Genomic DNA, 15,122 nt, shown 5'->3' on the forward strand with positions numbered 1-15,122 from the left:
TTCTTGATGGCGTCGATGTTGCCCTTGATGACGCGCATCTCCTCGACGTTCTCGACCGTGCCCTTTTCGCAGGTGGCGATGATGAGGCGCTGGGCGCCGGCCGCGAGCGGCACCTTGGTCTTGACCGGCGGCTTGTAGCCGGGATTGGGAAGCGCGGTCTTGACGTCGATGAAGGTGCGCAGGCACTTGTTCTTGCAGAAGTAACAGCGCGTGTCCTCGTTGCGGGTGGTGGTAAAGGAGATGGAGGCCACGTTCTCCAGACCGACGAACTCGGTCTGCTTGCCGTTCTCCCACAGACGGACGGCCTCGAAGGCGCAGCCGATGGCGCCGGCCTCGCCGCAGTGCTGGTGCACGATGACTTCCGGCTGCACGTCCTTGCCCTTGAAGCGCGACTCGATGAAGTCCACCTGGGACTTGACCGCGGCCAGGTTGTGCTGGGTGCCGCCCTGCAGGACGAACTTGTGGCCGATGGCGGAGAGATTGGGAATCTGCGAGACGTACAGCCAGATGTTCTTGGGCAGCACGTTGCACAGGCCGGCCATGATCTCTTCCGGCTTCCAGCCCTGGCGCTGGAAGTCCACGATGTCACTCTGCATGAAGACGGCGCAGCCGTAGCCGAACTGGGGGAAGGACTTGGCGCCGAAGGCGATATCGGCGAACTGCTCCACCTTGAAACCGAAAGTCTCGCAGGTGCCCTGCAGGAAGTAGCCGTTGCCGGCGGAGCACTGGGTGTTGAGCTTGAAATCCTTCACGCGGCCGTCTTTGAGGATGATGATCTTGATGTCCTGGCCGCCCACGTCGCAGATGACGTCAGCGTCGTGGTAGAAGTGCAGCGCGGCCTGGGTATGCGCGACGGTTTCGACCAGGGCCACGTCGGCGCCGACGGCGTCCTTCAGGATGTCCTTGGCGTAGCCGGTGGTGCCCACGCCCATGATGTTGAGCGTGGCGCCGGAGTCGGTGACCTGCTGGGCCAGCTTGGCCAGGACTTCCTGGGTGTCCTCGATGGGATTGCCCTTGGAGAGCTGGTAGGTCTTGCACAGGACGTTGCGGTGCTTGTCCACCAGAACGGCCTTGGTAGAAGTGGAGCCGCCGTCAATGCCGATAAAGCCTTCGACCGTCTGGCCGGGCTCGAACGTGGCCGCGTGGAAGGGTTTCTTGGCATAGGCCTGCTTGAAGGCGGCGAGCTCGGTTTCGTCCTTGGCCAGGGCGGCGCCGGCGCCTCTCTTCATCTTTTCCTGGTTGCGGCCCTCGGTGATGTACCACTCCAGCTTGTCGTAGCCCTGGTAGAGGCCGACCCCGGGATCTTCCTGCTTGCCGAACTCGACCGCGCCGATGCAGGCGAAATACTGGGCGTTATCGGGGGTGCGGACCAGGTCTTTGGGGTCGACGCCTTCGGGCAGCGGGTAATTGCGTTCCTCCCAGATGCGGGGAATGTTGGCCTTCCAGCAGTCGCGCATGCCCTTGATGTAGCAGTTGGGGCCGCCGAGCAGCAGGACCACGGGACGCAGCGTGTTGCCGCGGGTGAGCACGGAGAGGTTCTGCTGCACGATGGACTCGAAGAGCGAGGCCATCAGCTCGGGCGGCGGCACGCCCTGCTTCTGCAGGCCGTTGATGTCGGTTTCCGCGAAGACGCCGCACTTGCCGGCTACGGGATGGAGCTTGATGCCTTCGTAGCCCATCTGGCAGAGCTGCTCGGAGGGGATGCGCAGCTTGGCGTTGATCTTGTCGATGACCGCGCCGGTGCCCCCCGCGCACTTGTCGTTCATGGAGGGCAGCTTCTTCTTCTTGCCGGTCTCCGGGTCTTCCTTGAAGATGATGATCTTGGCGTCCTGGCCGCCCAGCTCGATGACCGAGCCGCACTCGGGATAGAGCTTTTCGACGGCGAGGGAAACGGCGTTGACTTCCTGCACGAACTTGGCGCCGATGTGCTTGGCGATGCCGCCGCCGCCCGAACCGGTGATGAAGGCGCGGAAATTCTCGCGCGGCGTGGCCGGGAAGTCGGTGGCGATGGCCTTCAGCATCTCCAAGGCCTTTTCGGGCTGCTTGGTCTCGTGGCGCTGGTAGTCCTGCCAGAGGATGTCGTCGGTTTCACCGTCCACCACCACGACTTTCACCGTGGTGGAGCCGACGTCCACACCCATCCAGAGCAGGTTGTAGGCCTTCTGCGGGTTCGCCTTTTCGGTCAGTCCGGACATTCGTCTCCGTTCGATTCGATAGAGCAGATCCGTCGCTGCGCTCGGGATGACAACGCTAATGACTCTCAGGGTGGTACGGCACGTTGACGCCCATGCGCTGGGCGACGTGGATGGCAAAGTTGGCTGAGGTGCCCACGATGCCCTTGTACTTGGGCACCTGATACAGGGCCTTCTGCATCTCGGGATGCTCGGCGACGTAGGCGCGCAACTCTTCCGCGGTCTTGCCGACCTTCTCGAGCACGTCCTTCATCTCCGTCTTGGCCTTGGCTTTGGCTTCGCCAAACGCCATCTGGACGCGGCTGTGGGCGTTGACCTCGCCTTCGCCCGAAGTCTCGATGGGCAGGTAGATCATGTCCTTGAAGTGCGCGACCACGGCCGACTGCGCGCCATCCGATTGCGTGGAGGGCATGCAGCCAAAGGGCTTGAGCGAGAGCACCATGTGCGCCAGCTCGCGGTTGGTGTAGTAAATGTTCTTGGCGACTTCGAGGTGACCTTCGCCGCCGGCGGCGCGCGAGTTGTAGTAGGGATGCGCGACGCGCTGCAGCTCGTACTGGCTGACCAGTTGATGGCCGATGCCGCCGAGAGCTTCCACGATCTTCGAGTACTCGCGGGTGAAGATGGCTTCGGCCGCCTTGAGCTTGAGCAGCTTGTTGCGGAAGCGCCACTCGATCTGGGCGTGCTTGTCGACACGCCAGGAGGGCGGCATGATCGCGCCTTCCTCCAGCCCGCGGCGGTCCTTGGTCTGCTGGACGGCCTGGTGGATGAGGTAGCTGATCCAGGTGCCGATGGATTCCACCATGACCTGGGCGCCTTCGCGCTCCAGGAAGCGGAACATGTTGAAGTTGCCGTCGCCCTCGGTGGTCTGGGCCCAGAACTCGCCGGTGATCTTCACGGTGGGCTTGACGCGCAGGCGGTCCACGGCGATGGAGTTGAAGCGGTCGCGCACGTGGTGAAGGGCTTCGACGTAATCCTCGCCGTAGAGCTGGTTGAGGAACTTGCCCAGATATCCGACCGTGCCCTTCATGGGCAGCTTGTCGGCGAGCGCGCCCAGTTTGTCCTCGACCTTCCACGGGGCCTTCTTCTTCAGCACCTCGTGCATGTAGTCGATGACTTCGTCGAGGACGGCATCGGTCTCACCGGCGTTCACTTCGTAGGGGCGGATCATGTAGGCGACTTCGTTGATGCAGTCGCCCATGTTCAGACCGTTGAGGATGGCCAGGAAGAAATCCAGGTTCATCACCAGGCCGGCTTCGGCCTCGGATTGGTTGAGGCCGCCGGACTGCTGGAAGAGCATGACGCGGAAGCCGTCATAGCCGGCGTTGCGCAACGCCAGGCGGTACTCGGATTCGTACATGCCGAAGCGGCAGGGACCGCAAGCGCCCGCGGTGAGGAACAGGTAATTGCCAATGATGTCTTCGCGCTTCTGGCCGGCTTCCTCGAGCGATTGCAGATACTGCACCAGGTTTCCGACGGTGAAGTAGGTCGGATTGCACTGTCCGTTGTTGCCGTACTCCTTGCCGAGCTGGAAGGCGCGGACGTTGGGCGTGGGAACCACCTCGCACTTGTAGCCCAAACCTTCGAGGGCGCCGTGCACCAGCTTTTCGTGCTTCCAGGTGAGGCCGCCGAACAACAGCGTAGTGCGCGGCCGCTCCTGCTTGGTGAAAGGGCGCTCAATGGGCTTGTGGAAATGATGGAGCTGGCGGTGGACGATGCCCGCCTCACGCTCCAGGCGAGCGCGCTCTTCGGCCACGCGCTGCCGGATCATCTCTTCCGCGGTTTGGATCTGCACCAGTTCGCCGTTCACAGTCGGATGCGTCGAAGTGCTCATCTGCTCACCTTATCCGCTTCCCCGCTCACCGGGGAGGTTGAAGGTTGCCAGCCTGGAGGCCTTAGAAGGGCCTCAGCGCTACCGAGAGACACAGTATCCCGCAATCATTCTGCCCGTCAGAGTGGAGGGCATGAATGCCTTTGTAGCGAATGGCACAATTCGGCGGTTAAAGGGTGCCTCCTTCCGCCGAGCGGGACAAAGGGTAGAAGTTTCAGTGGGTTACGGAGGAATCGGGAGGCGACTGTGAGGGTGTAGCGGGCTGGTTGCGGGGGCGGATCTTGTGACGGATATCGGGCCAGAATTCGCGCAGGATGTTGCCGGCGGCCGCCCAGGCGAGCCGTGATCCGGCACGGGAAAAGGTGCCGGCGGCATCGCGGTCCTCTTCAGGGTAGTACGCGTTGGCGAGAGCGGAAGAGAACAGGCTGCCCATGACCTGCGAGGAATTGAAAGTCCGGCCGCCCGAGTCGGTGCGGGTGACAAGAATCCGGCTGACGGCATACTTGAGGCGGCTGCCGGCTGGCCCTGAGCCGGCACGGAAATAACGAGGATCCTGATGGAGCAGCACGGGAAAGGCGAAGCGGCCGAAGAAGTCGAAGGAGAAATTGTCGGCGAGCGCGGCGCCGTAGCGGCGGCCGTAACCATCGGCTCCCTGACCGAAGCCTTCCGGCCGGTCGACGGCCTGTGAGAATCCGGCCTGGAAGCCGGCGAGCAGGAAGATCGAGCCGCGCCGGGTGCGCAGCGTGGCGACGGCGAACTTCTCGCGCGGGGTAAGAGGAACATAGGGCGCGTCGCGCGCCACCGTGCCCTGCACCCGGGTGGCGGAAGGGGCGTCGGGCAAAGCACCCTGGGCCGGGTCAAACGATTGCGCGAGCGCGCCGGGCGTGCCCGCGCCGAGAGCGACCAGCAGGATAAGAATCCGCGACATCAGGGGCGTGAATGGCTTTGGTCGCAACCATTGATTGTCGCATGAAACTTGGGTCGCATTTGGCCCGATCCCGTCTTCCTCTTCATTTCTCGCAATGTACAATGCCGATTCCCGTGGAGGTGGTGATGAGAAGAGTGGCTGGCATTGCCGGGCTGCTGTTGCTGTGCGTTGTCGCCGCACAGGCGCAGGTGGTGGCGGTGAAAGCCGGACGGTTGGTGGAGGTCGAGTCCGGCGCGGTGCTGGAGAACCAGATCATCCTGATTCGCGGCGAGCGCATCGAGGCGGTGGGCGCGGGACTGGCCATCCCCGCGGACGCCAAAGTCATTGATCTTTCGCGGATGACGGTGTTGCCGGGACTCATCGACTGTCACACGCACCTGGTGGACGTGGAGGACGTCGATCCACTCAACGAGTTGAAGAAGACCTCGGCGCGCAAGGCGTTCGACTCGATCGGCAATGCGCGCAAGACGCTGGAGGCGGGATTCACCACCGTGCGCGACGTGGGGACGTACCGCGCGCTGGTGGACGCGGAGCTGCGTGACGCGATCGCGCGTGGCGATGTGGTCGGTCCGCGCATGTTCGTGGCCGGAGCCTACATCACCATCACCGGCGGCGCGGGCGCGGTCACCGGGTTCGCCCCGGACATCACGCTGCCCTGGGACCTGCGCTACGGGATCGCGGACAACCCGGACGAAGTCCGCCAGCGAATCCGCGAACTGGCGACACAGCGCGTGGACCACATCAAAGTGCTGGCCACCGGCGCCGTGCTCACCCACAACAGCAGGCCGGGGGCAGAGGATTTCACTCCGGCGGAGCTCGAGGCCGCCGTGGACGAAGCGCGAAAGTTCGGCATGAGAGTGGCCGCGCACGCCCATGGCGCGCAAGGCATCAAGAACGCGGTGCGCGCGGGCGTGGCTTCGATCGAGCATGGGTCGCTGCTGGACGAAGAAGGCATCGCGCTGATGAAGCAGCATGGAACGTATCTGGTGGCCGACCTCTACGACGGCGATTACATCGCGGAAGAAGCTGCGAAGCGGGGCATGCCCAAGTCGTTCCTGGATAAGAGCGCGCAACTCACCGACCTGCAGCGGGAGAACTTCCGCAAAGCGGTCCGAGCGGGAGTGAAGATCGCGTACGGCACAGATTCGGCCGTCTATCCGCACGGATGGAACGCGCGCGACTTCGCGTACTACGTCCGCTATGGGATGACGCCCATGCAGGCCATCCAGGCGGCCACGGTGAACGCCGCTGACCTGATCGGTACCCCAGATGTGGGCTCCATCAAGGCGGGAAAGTATGCAGACCTCATCGCGGTGGGCGGCGATCCGCTGAAGGACGTCACCGTGCTCGAGCACGTGGCCTTCGTGATGAAGGGCGGGAAGGTGTACAAGGACGAAACCGCGCCGTCGCGTTAGGCGCGTTCTGCGTTGTTTTCCCACTCCCCGCTAACGACAGGCGTGGACGTGGGGCGCCCGAGCCTGCGACAGCCACACCTTGCGTGTTCCGGTCCCGGAACAAAAGCAGACCTATCCGCAGCAAATCCGGAAAACCATGTTAGGGTCACGCTCCGTCCGGGATAGGCGGCTGGATCCCCCGAAGGACAGGAGCAGCTCCATGCAGACGTACACCATCCAGAGCAACGACACGCTGGCGAAGATCGCGGCGCGCTTCTACAACGACGGCTCGCTCTACCGCAAGCTGGCGCAGTACAACGGCATCACCAATCCCAACCGCATCTTCCTCGGGCAACGGATCGAAATTCCGGCCAAGAACGATCTGTTGGCGCCGGCTGCGGTGACGCCGGTGGGGGCGTCCGGATTGGCTACGCCGCATGGACTCAGCGAGATCCTGGCGACGTTCGGGAACATCTACAACTACATCGCGGCCGACGGAACGCTGAAGGCGGGCTGGGAGTCCAACTACATCGAACGGGCGACGCTGCCCTTCCCCATCCCGCTCTCCTGGGACCTGGCGAGCAAGGTCACACGCATTCAGTGCCACAAAAAGCTGAAGGAGATCTTCGCGGCCGTATTCGAGGAGATCGACACGCAGCGGTTGCGGGGCGAGATCCTGACCTATGGCGGCTGCTACAACTACCGCGCCAAGCGCACCAGCAGCAAGCTCTCGGCGCACTCCTGGGGGATCGCCATCGACCTGAATCCACAGACCAACGCCCAGGGGACGGCGGGCAACATGCATCCCGGGGTGGTGGCGGCGTTCCAGAAGTTCGGCTTCAAGTGGGGCGGCGAATTCCAGGGCGCGAGCCGCGACCCCATGCACTTCCAGTTCTGCACGGGATACTGAAACAAGGACTGAAACAAGGATGGTGCCCGGGGGCAGATTTGAACTGCCACGTCCCTTTCGGGACCCGGGATTTTAAGTCCCGTGCGTCTGCCAGTTTCGCCACCCGGGCAATGAACGCTAGCCAGTTGATTGTACGTTACTTATGTGGTTGCTGCCGCTTCTACTCGTTCCTCGCTTCGAGCGCTGGTGTCACTTCTGGTGTCACTTTGTCGCCTTGGATGGGTAGCTGCGGCGCTCAGTCTCTCGACTGCCGCCTGCTTGTGAGACGGTGCCAGGTGAGCATAGCGGCAGGTCATCGAGATCGTCTTGTGACCCATCAACTCCTGAACCGTACGGAGGTCCACCCCAGCCATCACCAGTCGGCTGGCAAACGTGTGCGGCAGGCAATGCCAGGTGAAATTGCGGCGAGCTGGCATCTAACAGATGACAATGCGGTATGTCCGCCCGACGCCCGAGCATAAACCCGCACGGATCGCGCGGTTTGAGGGATTCGTGCAAGAGGAGCAGACAGCTGCCGGCAGACTGCCAAGAAATTGATCCTAACCGCAGCAATCGATGGTGGCGGCGTTTTTCTGGAATCCAGACGATCAGCCGTTAGTGTGTGACCTTCTCAACTTAGCCCTATGCCTTGCGCGCTTTTGCTTCCTTTTAGCCCTTCTGGCCTCGGCAAGTCCATCCACTGGGCGCTTGGGGGAAGCATGCTGTCGATTGGCTTGCACCTTTGCAGGCACTAAATTGAGCACTGAAAAGTCTACTGGGATTGTGCTCATCTCGTTTCTCCTTAAGAGTGCTCTCCGAGCACGGCGCTGATGGGCTCGTGCTCGTCGCGGTAGCTTCGGTGGTCAGCGAGGGTCAGGCTGCTTCACTTTCTTGGGGCGCCGTTTGTGTTTCTTAAGTCTCCTTCTCGACATGCGAAAATCGTATCCACATGCGCATAGCAATAATGTTCCAAATTGCACACTGGGCGTGAAGGCGTCCGTGCGGGATTCCTTCTCGGTCCTTCGCTTATGCCCAAGATGGGCGCCTGAACCTTTGTGAAACTTCTGGCCAGGCTGGTGTCTCTTGCTGCAGGCTACCCGGCTGGACGAGACGGGGAAGCACACATCGAACCGTGCCCTCTGGGAGTCCACGAAGGCTGTGTCTATAGCACGAAACCACCAGACGTTTTCCCGGAACGGCATCGAAAGGCAGGTTAGCTGTGGAATTCCCGTGTGTAGAACTTCTTGCCGTTCGCCCAAGCCAGAAAGGCGATGCCGTCCCGGAACCTTGCCGCCGCGCTTTTCGCGCGACTCACCGCAGACTCTGACATTCGGAAGCCTGGCGGCGCTGTCCAAAATCGCACAGCTCTGCAATATTCCCCAGGAGTTGCCGAGTGTATTCCCCGCTTGGGTAGCGGGGATGGCGGGAAGCCTGGACGCGGTTCTGCGCCAGGAGGCCTCGGCCGGGATCATTGGAAGCAGGGGGTTAGCGCGTAAACCCGCGGGCCATCTGCTGCCGCTTGCGGACTGGGCGCACCTCGCAATCCTTGCTACACGGTGGCCTTGCGCCACACGTACAGGTACTTCTCATCGGCAGAGGTGGCCACTTCCATCTTCTTCGCCCGGGTGACCCGGTTCAAGGCCGAGCGCACGTTCTGCATCTTCTCCCCGTCCAGGCTACTCAGCGGGACACGGACGGCTGTGTCCGCAGCGGTGCGCTCCAGATCCTCGAGAATCTGGGAGACCAGTTTTCTATGCTTGCCTTGCCGTCCTTGGGGAACGTCCACCTGCGAGATACTGGAGAAGTGAAGGGCCTCCCCGTTGTTTCCGTTCTTCTTCATCGGCGCCTCCGTTACGAAAGCGTATCGCTAAATACTTGTAAATCTATCCTTGTTCGGTCACTATTGTCAAGTAAAATATATGGACGTGACTTTCTCGGCGGGCTAGCGTTACGGTCGGCTTCCACAGCGGAAACCGGTCTGCCCCTACCCTCTCTCTGCCCCCCCCCCCCCCCCCCCCCCCCGGGGGGGGAAAGTTAAAAACAGCGCAAACGCACCGTCTATTCAATCCCCTAAGATTTTCCCCGGATTTCAAAGAATTTCCCCACAGAAAACGTGAGGTGCTAGCCTGCTCTCGTAAGGAGGCAGGGTTTATGCCACCCGTTAGGAATGGCCCGAAAACGTTTGACCCCAAGGCGTTCCTGGCCAGCATTGGCCAGGGCAGGCGGATGCTGGAGTTCCGCAAGAAGGAGAACATCTATGTCCAAGGGGAGCCTGCGAACGCGATCCTTTATCTGCAGAAGGGCAGGGTGAAGCTCACGGTGGTGTCCCAACAGGGCAAGGAAGCGGTCATAGGACTGCTCGGCCCCGGGGACTTCTTTGGCGAGGGGTGCATTGCGGGTCAGCCCCTACGCATGTCTACCGCCCTGGCCATGACCGACTGCTCCGTGGTCAGAATCGAAAAGAAGGCGATGATGCAGGTGCTTCACCAGCAAAGCGCATTCTCCGATCTCTTCGTGGCGTATCTGCTGGCGCGCAACATCCGATACGAAGAAGACCTGGTCGATCAGCTCTTCAATTCGAGCGAGAAACGGCTGGCTCGGATCCTTCTGTTGCTGGCCCGCTTTGGCAAAGAAGGAAAGCCGGAGCCTGTCATCCCCCCCATCACTCAGGAAACCCTGGCCGAGATGGTCGGCACCACCCGCTCGCGCGTCAACTTCTTCATGAACCGGTTCCGAAAGCTGGGATTCATCAAGTACAACGGCGGAATGGAAGTGCATAGTTCGCTGCTCAGTGTGGTTCTGCACGATTGAAGTTGCTGCGCTTTCCCTTTCACGCTGCCGCCGCCCGACGCCCACAGACAAAGCCGGCACCCGCTTAGTATCTGGTCGCCGAGCTCCACCGGTCGGCTCGACAATTCACATCCGGACTCTTGCCGAGCTTCTGGTTGCTGGTCTGCTCCACGAAACCTGAGTGTTCAATATTGGCCTTCATTCTCGCTGAACATGTGTCATGATTCGGCATCATGCACAAGAGACAAGCCGCACTAGAGGTTCCTTGTCCTACGTGTGGAGCAAGCGCTGGACAACAATGTGAGCTAAACTCTGGCGGCATACGCAGCGAATCGCATCGGGACCGCAGGGCAGCCGCCAAAGAGGCCCTTAACCAAGGCGCGGTCAGGAACGCAAGAGCGACCAAGGACTAGGCTCGGTTATCGCCTTCCTGTGCTCTTCATCTGACATTTCGTATCCTTTCACGCGAGAGCAAGTAGGCCGCGAGCAGAGGTTGTTCAGCGCGCGACCGTCGCCGGACAAATAAGGTTGGCAGTGTCTCTATGTGAACAGACATCTGCCTTCGCCACTTCTATGCTTGTGTACGACGGGAAAGTAGCTGGGGGCGCGGGCCGCGACCGCCTGCTCTGGCGATGCGCCGCGCCCCTTGCCGCGAAAACTGAGATTGGTGAGATTGGTGTTGAGGTCGCGCTCGAACAAGTGGCAGGTAAACTGCACAGTCGCTATAAGCCTCTTGTCAAAGCGGCACTTCTCATCCGCCTGCGCAAACAGCAGTAGTTTTCACGGCAGCGGCAGTTCCACGCCACGCGGCTGCATTGCATCACGCCGATCCATCCGCCCATCGTTCGTAGTCACGAACCACTCTCCTTGGCGCAGGCTTCGATGCCCTGCCCTTCCCCGTGACGGTTCCTGGGCTGTTCCAGCTCTCGCAATCGTTCGCTGATTGCCTCACGCGCCAGGACTATCCGCACCCGCATTTTCTGTATATCCAATTCCACCAGAGCAACGATGTCTGGGTCTGCGTACTTTTCGCGTTGGCTGGTAAACATGGGCCCCTCTCGCTTGCGCTTCGATGAAGATTGGTAACCTTACAAACACGCATCCTGACGAGTCTGTTCAATATTGAGCACCTACCGAACCGCGAGCAGCCGATCAGCCCGATCATCACAGCGACAAGAAGGCGCCGATTCCTTTCTAATAGGCCCTCCAGTTCTGCGGCCAGGGAGCGAAAACGCCCTCGACAGGAATGGGTAAATGGGCGGAACCAGATATGAGATTAATGAAGCACAATGATGGTCCCGCCCTTGGCAAACCAATACTCTTAGCAGCCGGATTTCCTTGTCAGTTTAGATACCGAATTAAGGAGTCGGCGGACTGGTCTGCCACAGAACCGCTTGCTCGGCCTTTCAACAAGGAATCCTAGAAGTGCTGACGCCGCCGGTATGTTCAGTTTTGAACAGCTCCCGATTTCCGTTGGATATTGTGCCCGCTGCAAGGACAAGAGCCGGGCGGGGATGAAGGGAAAAGCGCAGCAAATCAATCGTGCAGAACCACCGTCAGCAGCGAACTGTGTGTACTTCTAATGCGCCGTTGATCGATGAATCCCAGCTTTCGGAAACCGGTTTGTGAGCATCAGCCACGTTCAATTGTGAACAGCCTCCCGAATCGTCAAGCGGAATACTTTCATCCCAATCCACAAGAAGGCAAAGGAGCACTCCTATGCGTATGCGATGGATGGTCTTGATCGTCTGTTGGTTCACGCTGGTGATGGCGCCGGTGGCAGCGGCCCAGGGCGGCGCCGCGGATCCTGCCAACCTTTACAAGACGAAGTGCGCTGTTTGTCACGGTGCAGACGCCGCGGGCAAGAGCGCGATGAAGAACACAGACCTGCGCACAACGGAAGTACAGAAACAAACCGACGCACAATTGCAGGAGGCTGTGGCCAACGGCAAAGGCAAGATGCCAGGCTACAAGGACAAGCTCAGCAAGGAACAGATTGCCGGCCTGATCAAGCACATCCGCAGCCTGGGCGGTGCGCCGAAGGCAGCAAGCGCGACCGAGAGCAAGCCCAAGCCCGCCGATGCTGAGAAGGCGGCGAAGACCTCTGAGAAGGCGGCACCGGCAAAGACGTCCGAGAAGCCGGCGGCAGCCAAGATGGAGACGATGCACAAGGAGCACATGGAGGCCATGAAGGCCCAGCTCCACAAGCTGCACGCCGATCTGGACCAGATGAAGGCCAGCGTGGACAACATCAGCGATGCCAGCGAAAAGGCGCGCTGGCAGGCCAATGTGGACATGTGGCAGACCATGGTGGACCATCTCGACCAGATGATGAAGCGCATGGAAGCCATGCCGGGCCCGGGCATGGGTGGAGGCATGATGCCTCACCACGGCATGGGACCAGGACAGCCGTGCGCTCCTCCTCCATCACCGCCCGCGAAACCGGAGTAAGGCAGGTTTCCAGAGGCAGGACTCGGATTCAGAGGGGGCTCTAGCTTTGCCAGCCTTTAGGCCGGCGCTTCCCCCAATTGGGAACGCCTGCCTGACACATTGCTATCTGCACGATTGCGGTGCTGCGCTTTCCCTTCACCCCTGCCTCCGCCCGGCCAGAATCGACCAGGTTCAATTGTGAACAGATTTCCGGATCGTAAAGCGGAATACTTTCATTCGAATCCATGTTGCGCTCCTACTGCAATGCGGTCGGGGGAAAGAGGCCGTCGGTTGGTCCGTGCTCCTGCGGCGGCTGCCTGCTACTTCTCGTCTTGGCCGTTCCGCCACCAGCGGCCGGGCAATCGGATGCGGTCGGGTCTGGTCTCGGCAAGCCGCAGCTCAGCGCAAGGTCTCTTGAGACGATCCCAAGGTCGCGAGGCGCAGGCGATTTCGGAGCGTTCCTCCGAAGCGACCTGAGGACACCTCGCGCGTTCGCACTCAGCCGGGTGCCGGCCTCGCCCAGTTTTGCTTTCCAGTCGCTGCTCAGCCCACGTACCGACCCCTCGGAAGCGATGGCGGCTGGCCCGGGCGATTTCAGAGCGTTCCCACGGAGTGACCGAAGGACACTTCCCACGTTCGAACTCAGCCGGACGCTGGCCCCGCCCAGTTTTGCCTTCCGGTCGCTGCCCGCTCCACTCGCCGACCTCTCGGGATTTGGGCGCCGGCCGAAGCTACCCCGGTTCGTGCTGAACAGCCGCCTGTTCTCCAATGCGCTCACGCGAGGCGCGCTGAAGGAGGCCGTGGGCCAGGATCCCTTCCGGCTGGGACCGGAGAACAGGAGCCGGCGGATCGGCCTCGGCCCCTACATGAACTTCCGCCGCGAAGCCGTCGGCATGCGGCTGAGCCTCCGGCTCTCACCGCATCCCTGAGCGACGCAACCGCGCACCCGTCCCGCGGAGCCCGCGAGACTCCGTGTTCCATCATTGACTGCCATTACTCGCGGTGTCTGGGCCGCGAAGCCGTTCACAATTGAAGGAGCTTTTCACAAGAGGTCGTGGCTTCACCCCGGGAGGGAATCGGAATCGCAGGGACATCCACCGGCATCTGCAGGTCCGGCATGGGGCGGGCGGAGAAGAGCCGCCGGCAGGGTTTCGCCAGCCAGCGCGCCCAGCGCGCCGACCAGGCGACGCGCGCGCTGTCGGTGGCAATCCCCGTATCCGCGTACATCTGGCGGTAGATTTTCGAAATCAGAACAAAGGCCAGGCGACCCTGCCAGGACTTGATGAAGCGGGAGCGGTTCCAGATGGCCCGCAGGTAGTAGAACGCGTCCCAGACGCCCTGCGTCCGGCGGCGGATCTCGTCCGTGGACATGACCGGGTGCTCCCAATACAGTTTGGGCCGCAGGGCCGGCGGAATCAGCCAGCGCCGGGTCAAGGGAACATTGGCGATGCGAATGGGATTGTTCTCCATGCTCTTCTCCCAGCGCTGGAAATCGACGGTGCCGGGGAAGGGGGTGAGCATGACGAACTGGGCGAAGGCGAGTTGGGCCCGGTCGGCCACAGCGGCGGTGGCGTCGAAGGTCGAGGGACGATCGCTGGGCAGGCCGAAGATGAAGGAGCCGAGCACGTACACCCCGTGTTGCCGGAAGGTACGCAGGCGCTCGACCAGGTCCTCGCCCGCAGCGTTGAAATCCTTGTACACGTCCTTCAGGCCTTCCGGTGTCACCGACTCCACGCCCACCAGAACGCCCTTGATGCGCGCCGCCCGCATGGCGTCGAGGAAGTCGGGGTCTTCGGCGGCTTCCATGGTGATCTGGGTGAAGAAGCACATGTCCTTGGGAAGCTGCGCCAGCCGGCGCAAGAGCTCAAAGCGATCTGCGCGAGTGGCTTTCAGTTGGTTGAGCCGTTGGGTGTTGTTCTGCCGCTCGGCCAGCTCCAGGTCAGTGAGGGTGACGGGATAGAAATTATCGTCGGCCAGCGCGATGAAGTTGAAGCCCAACCGCCGCAACTGGACGATCTCCTCGATCACGGCGTCCCAGGCGCGCTGGCGCGGACGCTGGCCGTCGGTGCGCCAGACCGAACAGAACGAGCAATGCTTGGGGCAGCCGCGGACCGTCTGCACCGATGCCCACATGTAGCGGTCACGAGGGATCAGGTCCCAGCGGGCAGGCGCGAAATCGGAGGCCTCAATCTGGCCGCCGTGGTAGACGCGCTGCGGGGCGCCGGCACAGCAATCCGCCACCACCGTCTTCCAAACTAAGTCGCCGTCACCCTGCACCACGGCATGCGCGCCGCCCAGTTCGTGGGCTTCTTCCGGATACAGTGTGGCGTGGATGCCGCCGAAGACTACGTAGGCGCCGCGCTCGCGCGCCAGCTTGCCGATGGTGTATCCGCGCAGGGCATTCGCAGTGTGGATGCCGATGCCGACCACGTCCCCGCGTTTTATGCTCGCGGGGTCGAGAGCCGCCAGGGTCTCATCTACAAGCAGCGGATCGTCGTAGCTCCGGGGCGTGGCAGACGCCAAGACATAGAGCCAGCGCGGTGTGATGACTGCCGTGCCGAAAGACACATCACTGGGATTGACCAGGTGCACTCTCATTCTTGGCTCACCTTTGGGTTCGGGGTTGATACGGCCCGGCGTCAAGCCTTTCGTTTCCCTGCAATCATCATCC

12 protein-coding genes and 1 tRNA gene are annotated in these 15,122 nt (G+C 61.7%); 5 read left to right on the top strand and 8 right to left on the bottom strand.

The genetic code is table 11. The features are described 5' to 3' along the window. The 3 genes from VLE48_02400 to VLE48_02410 all read right to left on the bottom strand — a co-directional run. Window positions 1–2,195: BadF/BadG/BcrA/BcrD ATPase family protein (locus VLE48_02400; protein ID HSA91835.1), on the bottom strand; the 2,195-nt coding region annotated here is incomplete at its 3' end. 55 nt (window positions 2,196–2,250) lie between these two features. Next, window positions 2,251–4,023, bottom strand: coding sequence for a hypothetical protein (locus VLE48_02405; protein HSA91836.1), 1,773 nt, complete (start codon window positions 4,021–4,023; stop codon window positions 2,251–2,253). Between the two features lie 211 nt (window positions 4,024–4,234). Next, window positions 4,235–4,948, bottom strand: a complete 714-nt coding sequence (locus VLE48_02410; GenBank protein ID HSA91837.1) for a hypothetical protein — start codon at window positions 4,946–4,948, stop codon at window positions 4,235–4,237. Between the two features lie 125 nt (window positions 4,949–5,073). On the opposite strand from VLE48_02410, the gene VLE48_02415 reads away from it, so the two are divergent. Together VLE48_02415 and VLE48_02420 are read left to right on the top strand one after the other, a co-directional pair. After that, window positions 5,074–6,363, top strand: a complete 1,290-nt coding sequence (locus tag VLE48_02415; protein HSA91838.1) for an amidohydrolase family protein — start codon at window positions 5,074–5,076, stop codon at window positions 6,361–6,363. A gap of 199 nt (window positions 6,364–6,562) precedes the next feature. Then, complete coding sequence (locus tag VLE48_02420) at window positions 6,563–7,252, top strand: M15 family metallopeptidase (GenBank protein HSA91839.1); 690 nt, start codon at window positions 6,563–6,565, stop codon at window positions 7,250–7,252. A 20-nt stretch (window positions 7,253–7,272) separates the two neighbouring features. Here the strand turns inward: VLE48_02420 and VLE48_02425 are convergent. Both VLE48_02425 and VLE48_02430 read right to left on the bottom strand, forming a co-directional pair. Continuing rightward, window positions 7,273–7,361 (bottom strand) — tRNA-Leu (locus tag VLE48_02425). A 1,419-nt stretch (window positions 7,362–8,780) separates the two neighbouring features. Further along, the gene (locus VLE48_02430; protein ID HSA91840.1) at window positions 8,781–9,071 is read right to left on the bottom strand and encodes a hypothetical protein; all 291 of its coding nucleotides are present in this window, start codon (window positions 9,069–9,071) and stop codon (window positions 8,781–8,783) included. 311 nt (window positions 9,072–9,382) lie between these two features. On the opposite strand from VLE48_02430, the gene VLE48_02435 reads away from it, so the two are divergent. Continuing rightward, on the top strand, window positions 9,383–10,042 hold the full coding sequence (locus tag VLE48_02435) for a Crp/Fnr family transcriptional regulator (GenBank protein HSA91841.1): 660 nt from the start codon (window positions 9,383–9,385) through the stop codon (window positions 10,040–10,042). An 830-nt stretch (window positions 10,043–10,872) separates the two neighbouring features. On the opposite strand, the gene VLE48_02440 is transcribed toward VLE48_02435, so the two are convergent. Next, window positions 10,873–11,070 carry a hypothetical protein gene (locus VLE48_02440; protein HSA91842.1) on the bottom strand — a complete coding sequence of 66 codons (198 nt, stop codon included), beginning with the start codon at window positions 11,068–11,070 and terminating at the stop codon, window positions 10,873–10,875. A gap of 676 nt (window positions 11,071–11,746) precedes the next feature. Between VLE48_02440 and VLE48_02445 the strand changes: the two genes are divergently transcribed. Beyond that, entirely contained in the window at window positions 11,747–12,472 is a 726-nt protein-coding gene (locus VLE48_02445; GenBank protein HSA91843.1) for a cytochrome c, read from the top strand. Window positions 12,473–12,512: 40 nt separating this feature from the next. On the opposite strand, the gene VLE48_02450 is transcribed toward VLE48_02445, so the two are convergent. Further along, window positions 12,513–12,698 carry a hypothetical protein gene (locus VLE48_02450; protein HSA91844.1) on the bottom strand — a complete coding sequence of 62 codons (186 nt, stop codon included), beginning with the start codon at window positions 12,696–12,698 and terminating at the stop codon, window positions 12,513–12,515. 496 nt (window positions 12,699–13,194) lie between these two features. Between VLE48_02450 and VLE48_02455 the strand changes: the two genes are divergently transcribed. Next, window positions 13,195–13,380, top strand: coding sequence for a hypothetical protein (locus VLE48_02455; protein HSA91845.1), 186 nt, complete (start codon window positions 13,195–13,197; stop codon window positions 13,378–13,380). Window positions 13,381–13,474: 94 nt separating this feature from the next. On the opposite strand, the gene VLE48_02460 is transcribed toward VLE48_02455, so the two are convergent. Beyond that, complete coding sequence (locus VLE48_02460; GenBank protein ID HSA91846.1) at window positions 13,475–15,049, bottom strand: radical SAM protein; 1,575 nt, start codon at window positions 15,047–15,049, stop codon at window positions 13,475–13,477. Between the last annotated feature and the right edge of the window lie 73 nt (window positions 15,050–15,122).

This window comes from Terriglobales bacterium (assembly GCA_035454605.1).
In the GTDB taxonomy this organism is placed as follows: Bacteria; Acidobacteriota; Terriglobia; order Terriglobales; family Acidobacteriaceae; genus DATMAB01.

Bases quoted from the DNA above. Each gene is read 5' to 3' on its own strand.
- VLE48_02420 (HSA91839.1), top strand. From the start codon at position 6,563: ATGCAGACGTACACCATCCAGAGCAACGACACGCTGGCGAAGATCGCG.
- VLE48_02460 (HSA91846.1), bottom strand. From the start codon at position 15,049: ATGAGAGTGCACCTGGTCAATCCCAGTGATGTGTCTTTCGGCACGGCA.
- VLE48_02450 (HSA91844.1), bottom strand. From the start codon at position 12,698: ATGGATTCGAATGAAAGTATTCCGCTTTACGATCCGGAAATCTGTTCA.
- VLE48_02405 (HSA91836.1), bottom strand. From the start codon at position 4,023: ATGAGCACTTCGACGCATCCGACTGTGAACGGCGAACTGGTGCAGATC.
- VLE48_02415 (HSA91838.1), top strand. From the start codon at position 5,074: ATGAGAAGAGTGGCTGGCATTGCCGGGCTGCTGTTGCTGTGCGTTGTC.
- VLE48_02435 (HSA91841.1), top strand. From the start codon at position 9,383: ATGCCACCCGTTAGGAATGGCCCGAAAACGTTTGACCCCAAGGCGTTC.
- VLE48_02440 (HSA91842.1), bottom strand. From the start codon at position 11,070: ATGTTTACCAGCCAACGCGAAAAGTACGCAGACCCAGACATCGTTGCT.
- VLE48_02445 (HSA91843.1), top strand. From the start codon at position 11,747: ATGCGATGGATGGTCTTGATCGTCTGTTGGTTCACGCTGGTGATGGCG.
- VLE48_02430 (HSA91840.1), bottom strand. From the start codon at position 9,071: ATGAAGAAGAACGGAAACAACGGGGAGGCCCTTCACTTCTCCAGTATC.
- VLE48_02410 (HSA91837.1), bottom strand. From the start codon at position 4,948: ATGTCGCGGATTCTTATCCTGCTGGTCGCTCTCGGCGCGGGCACGCCC.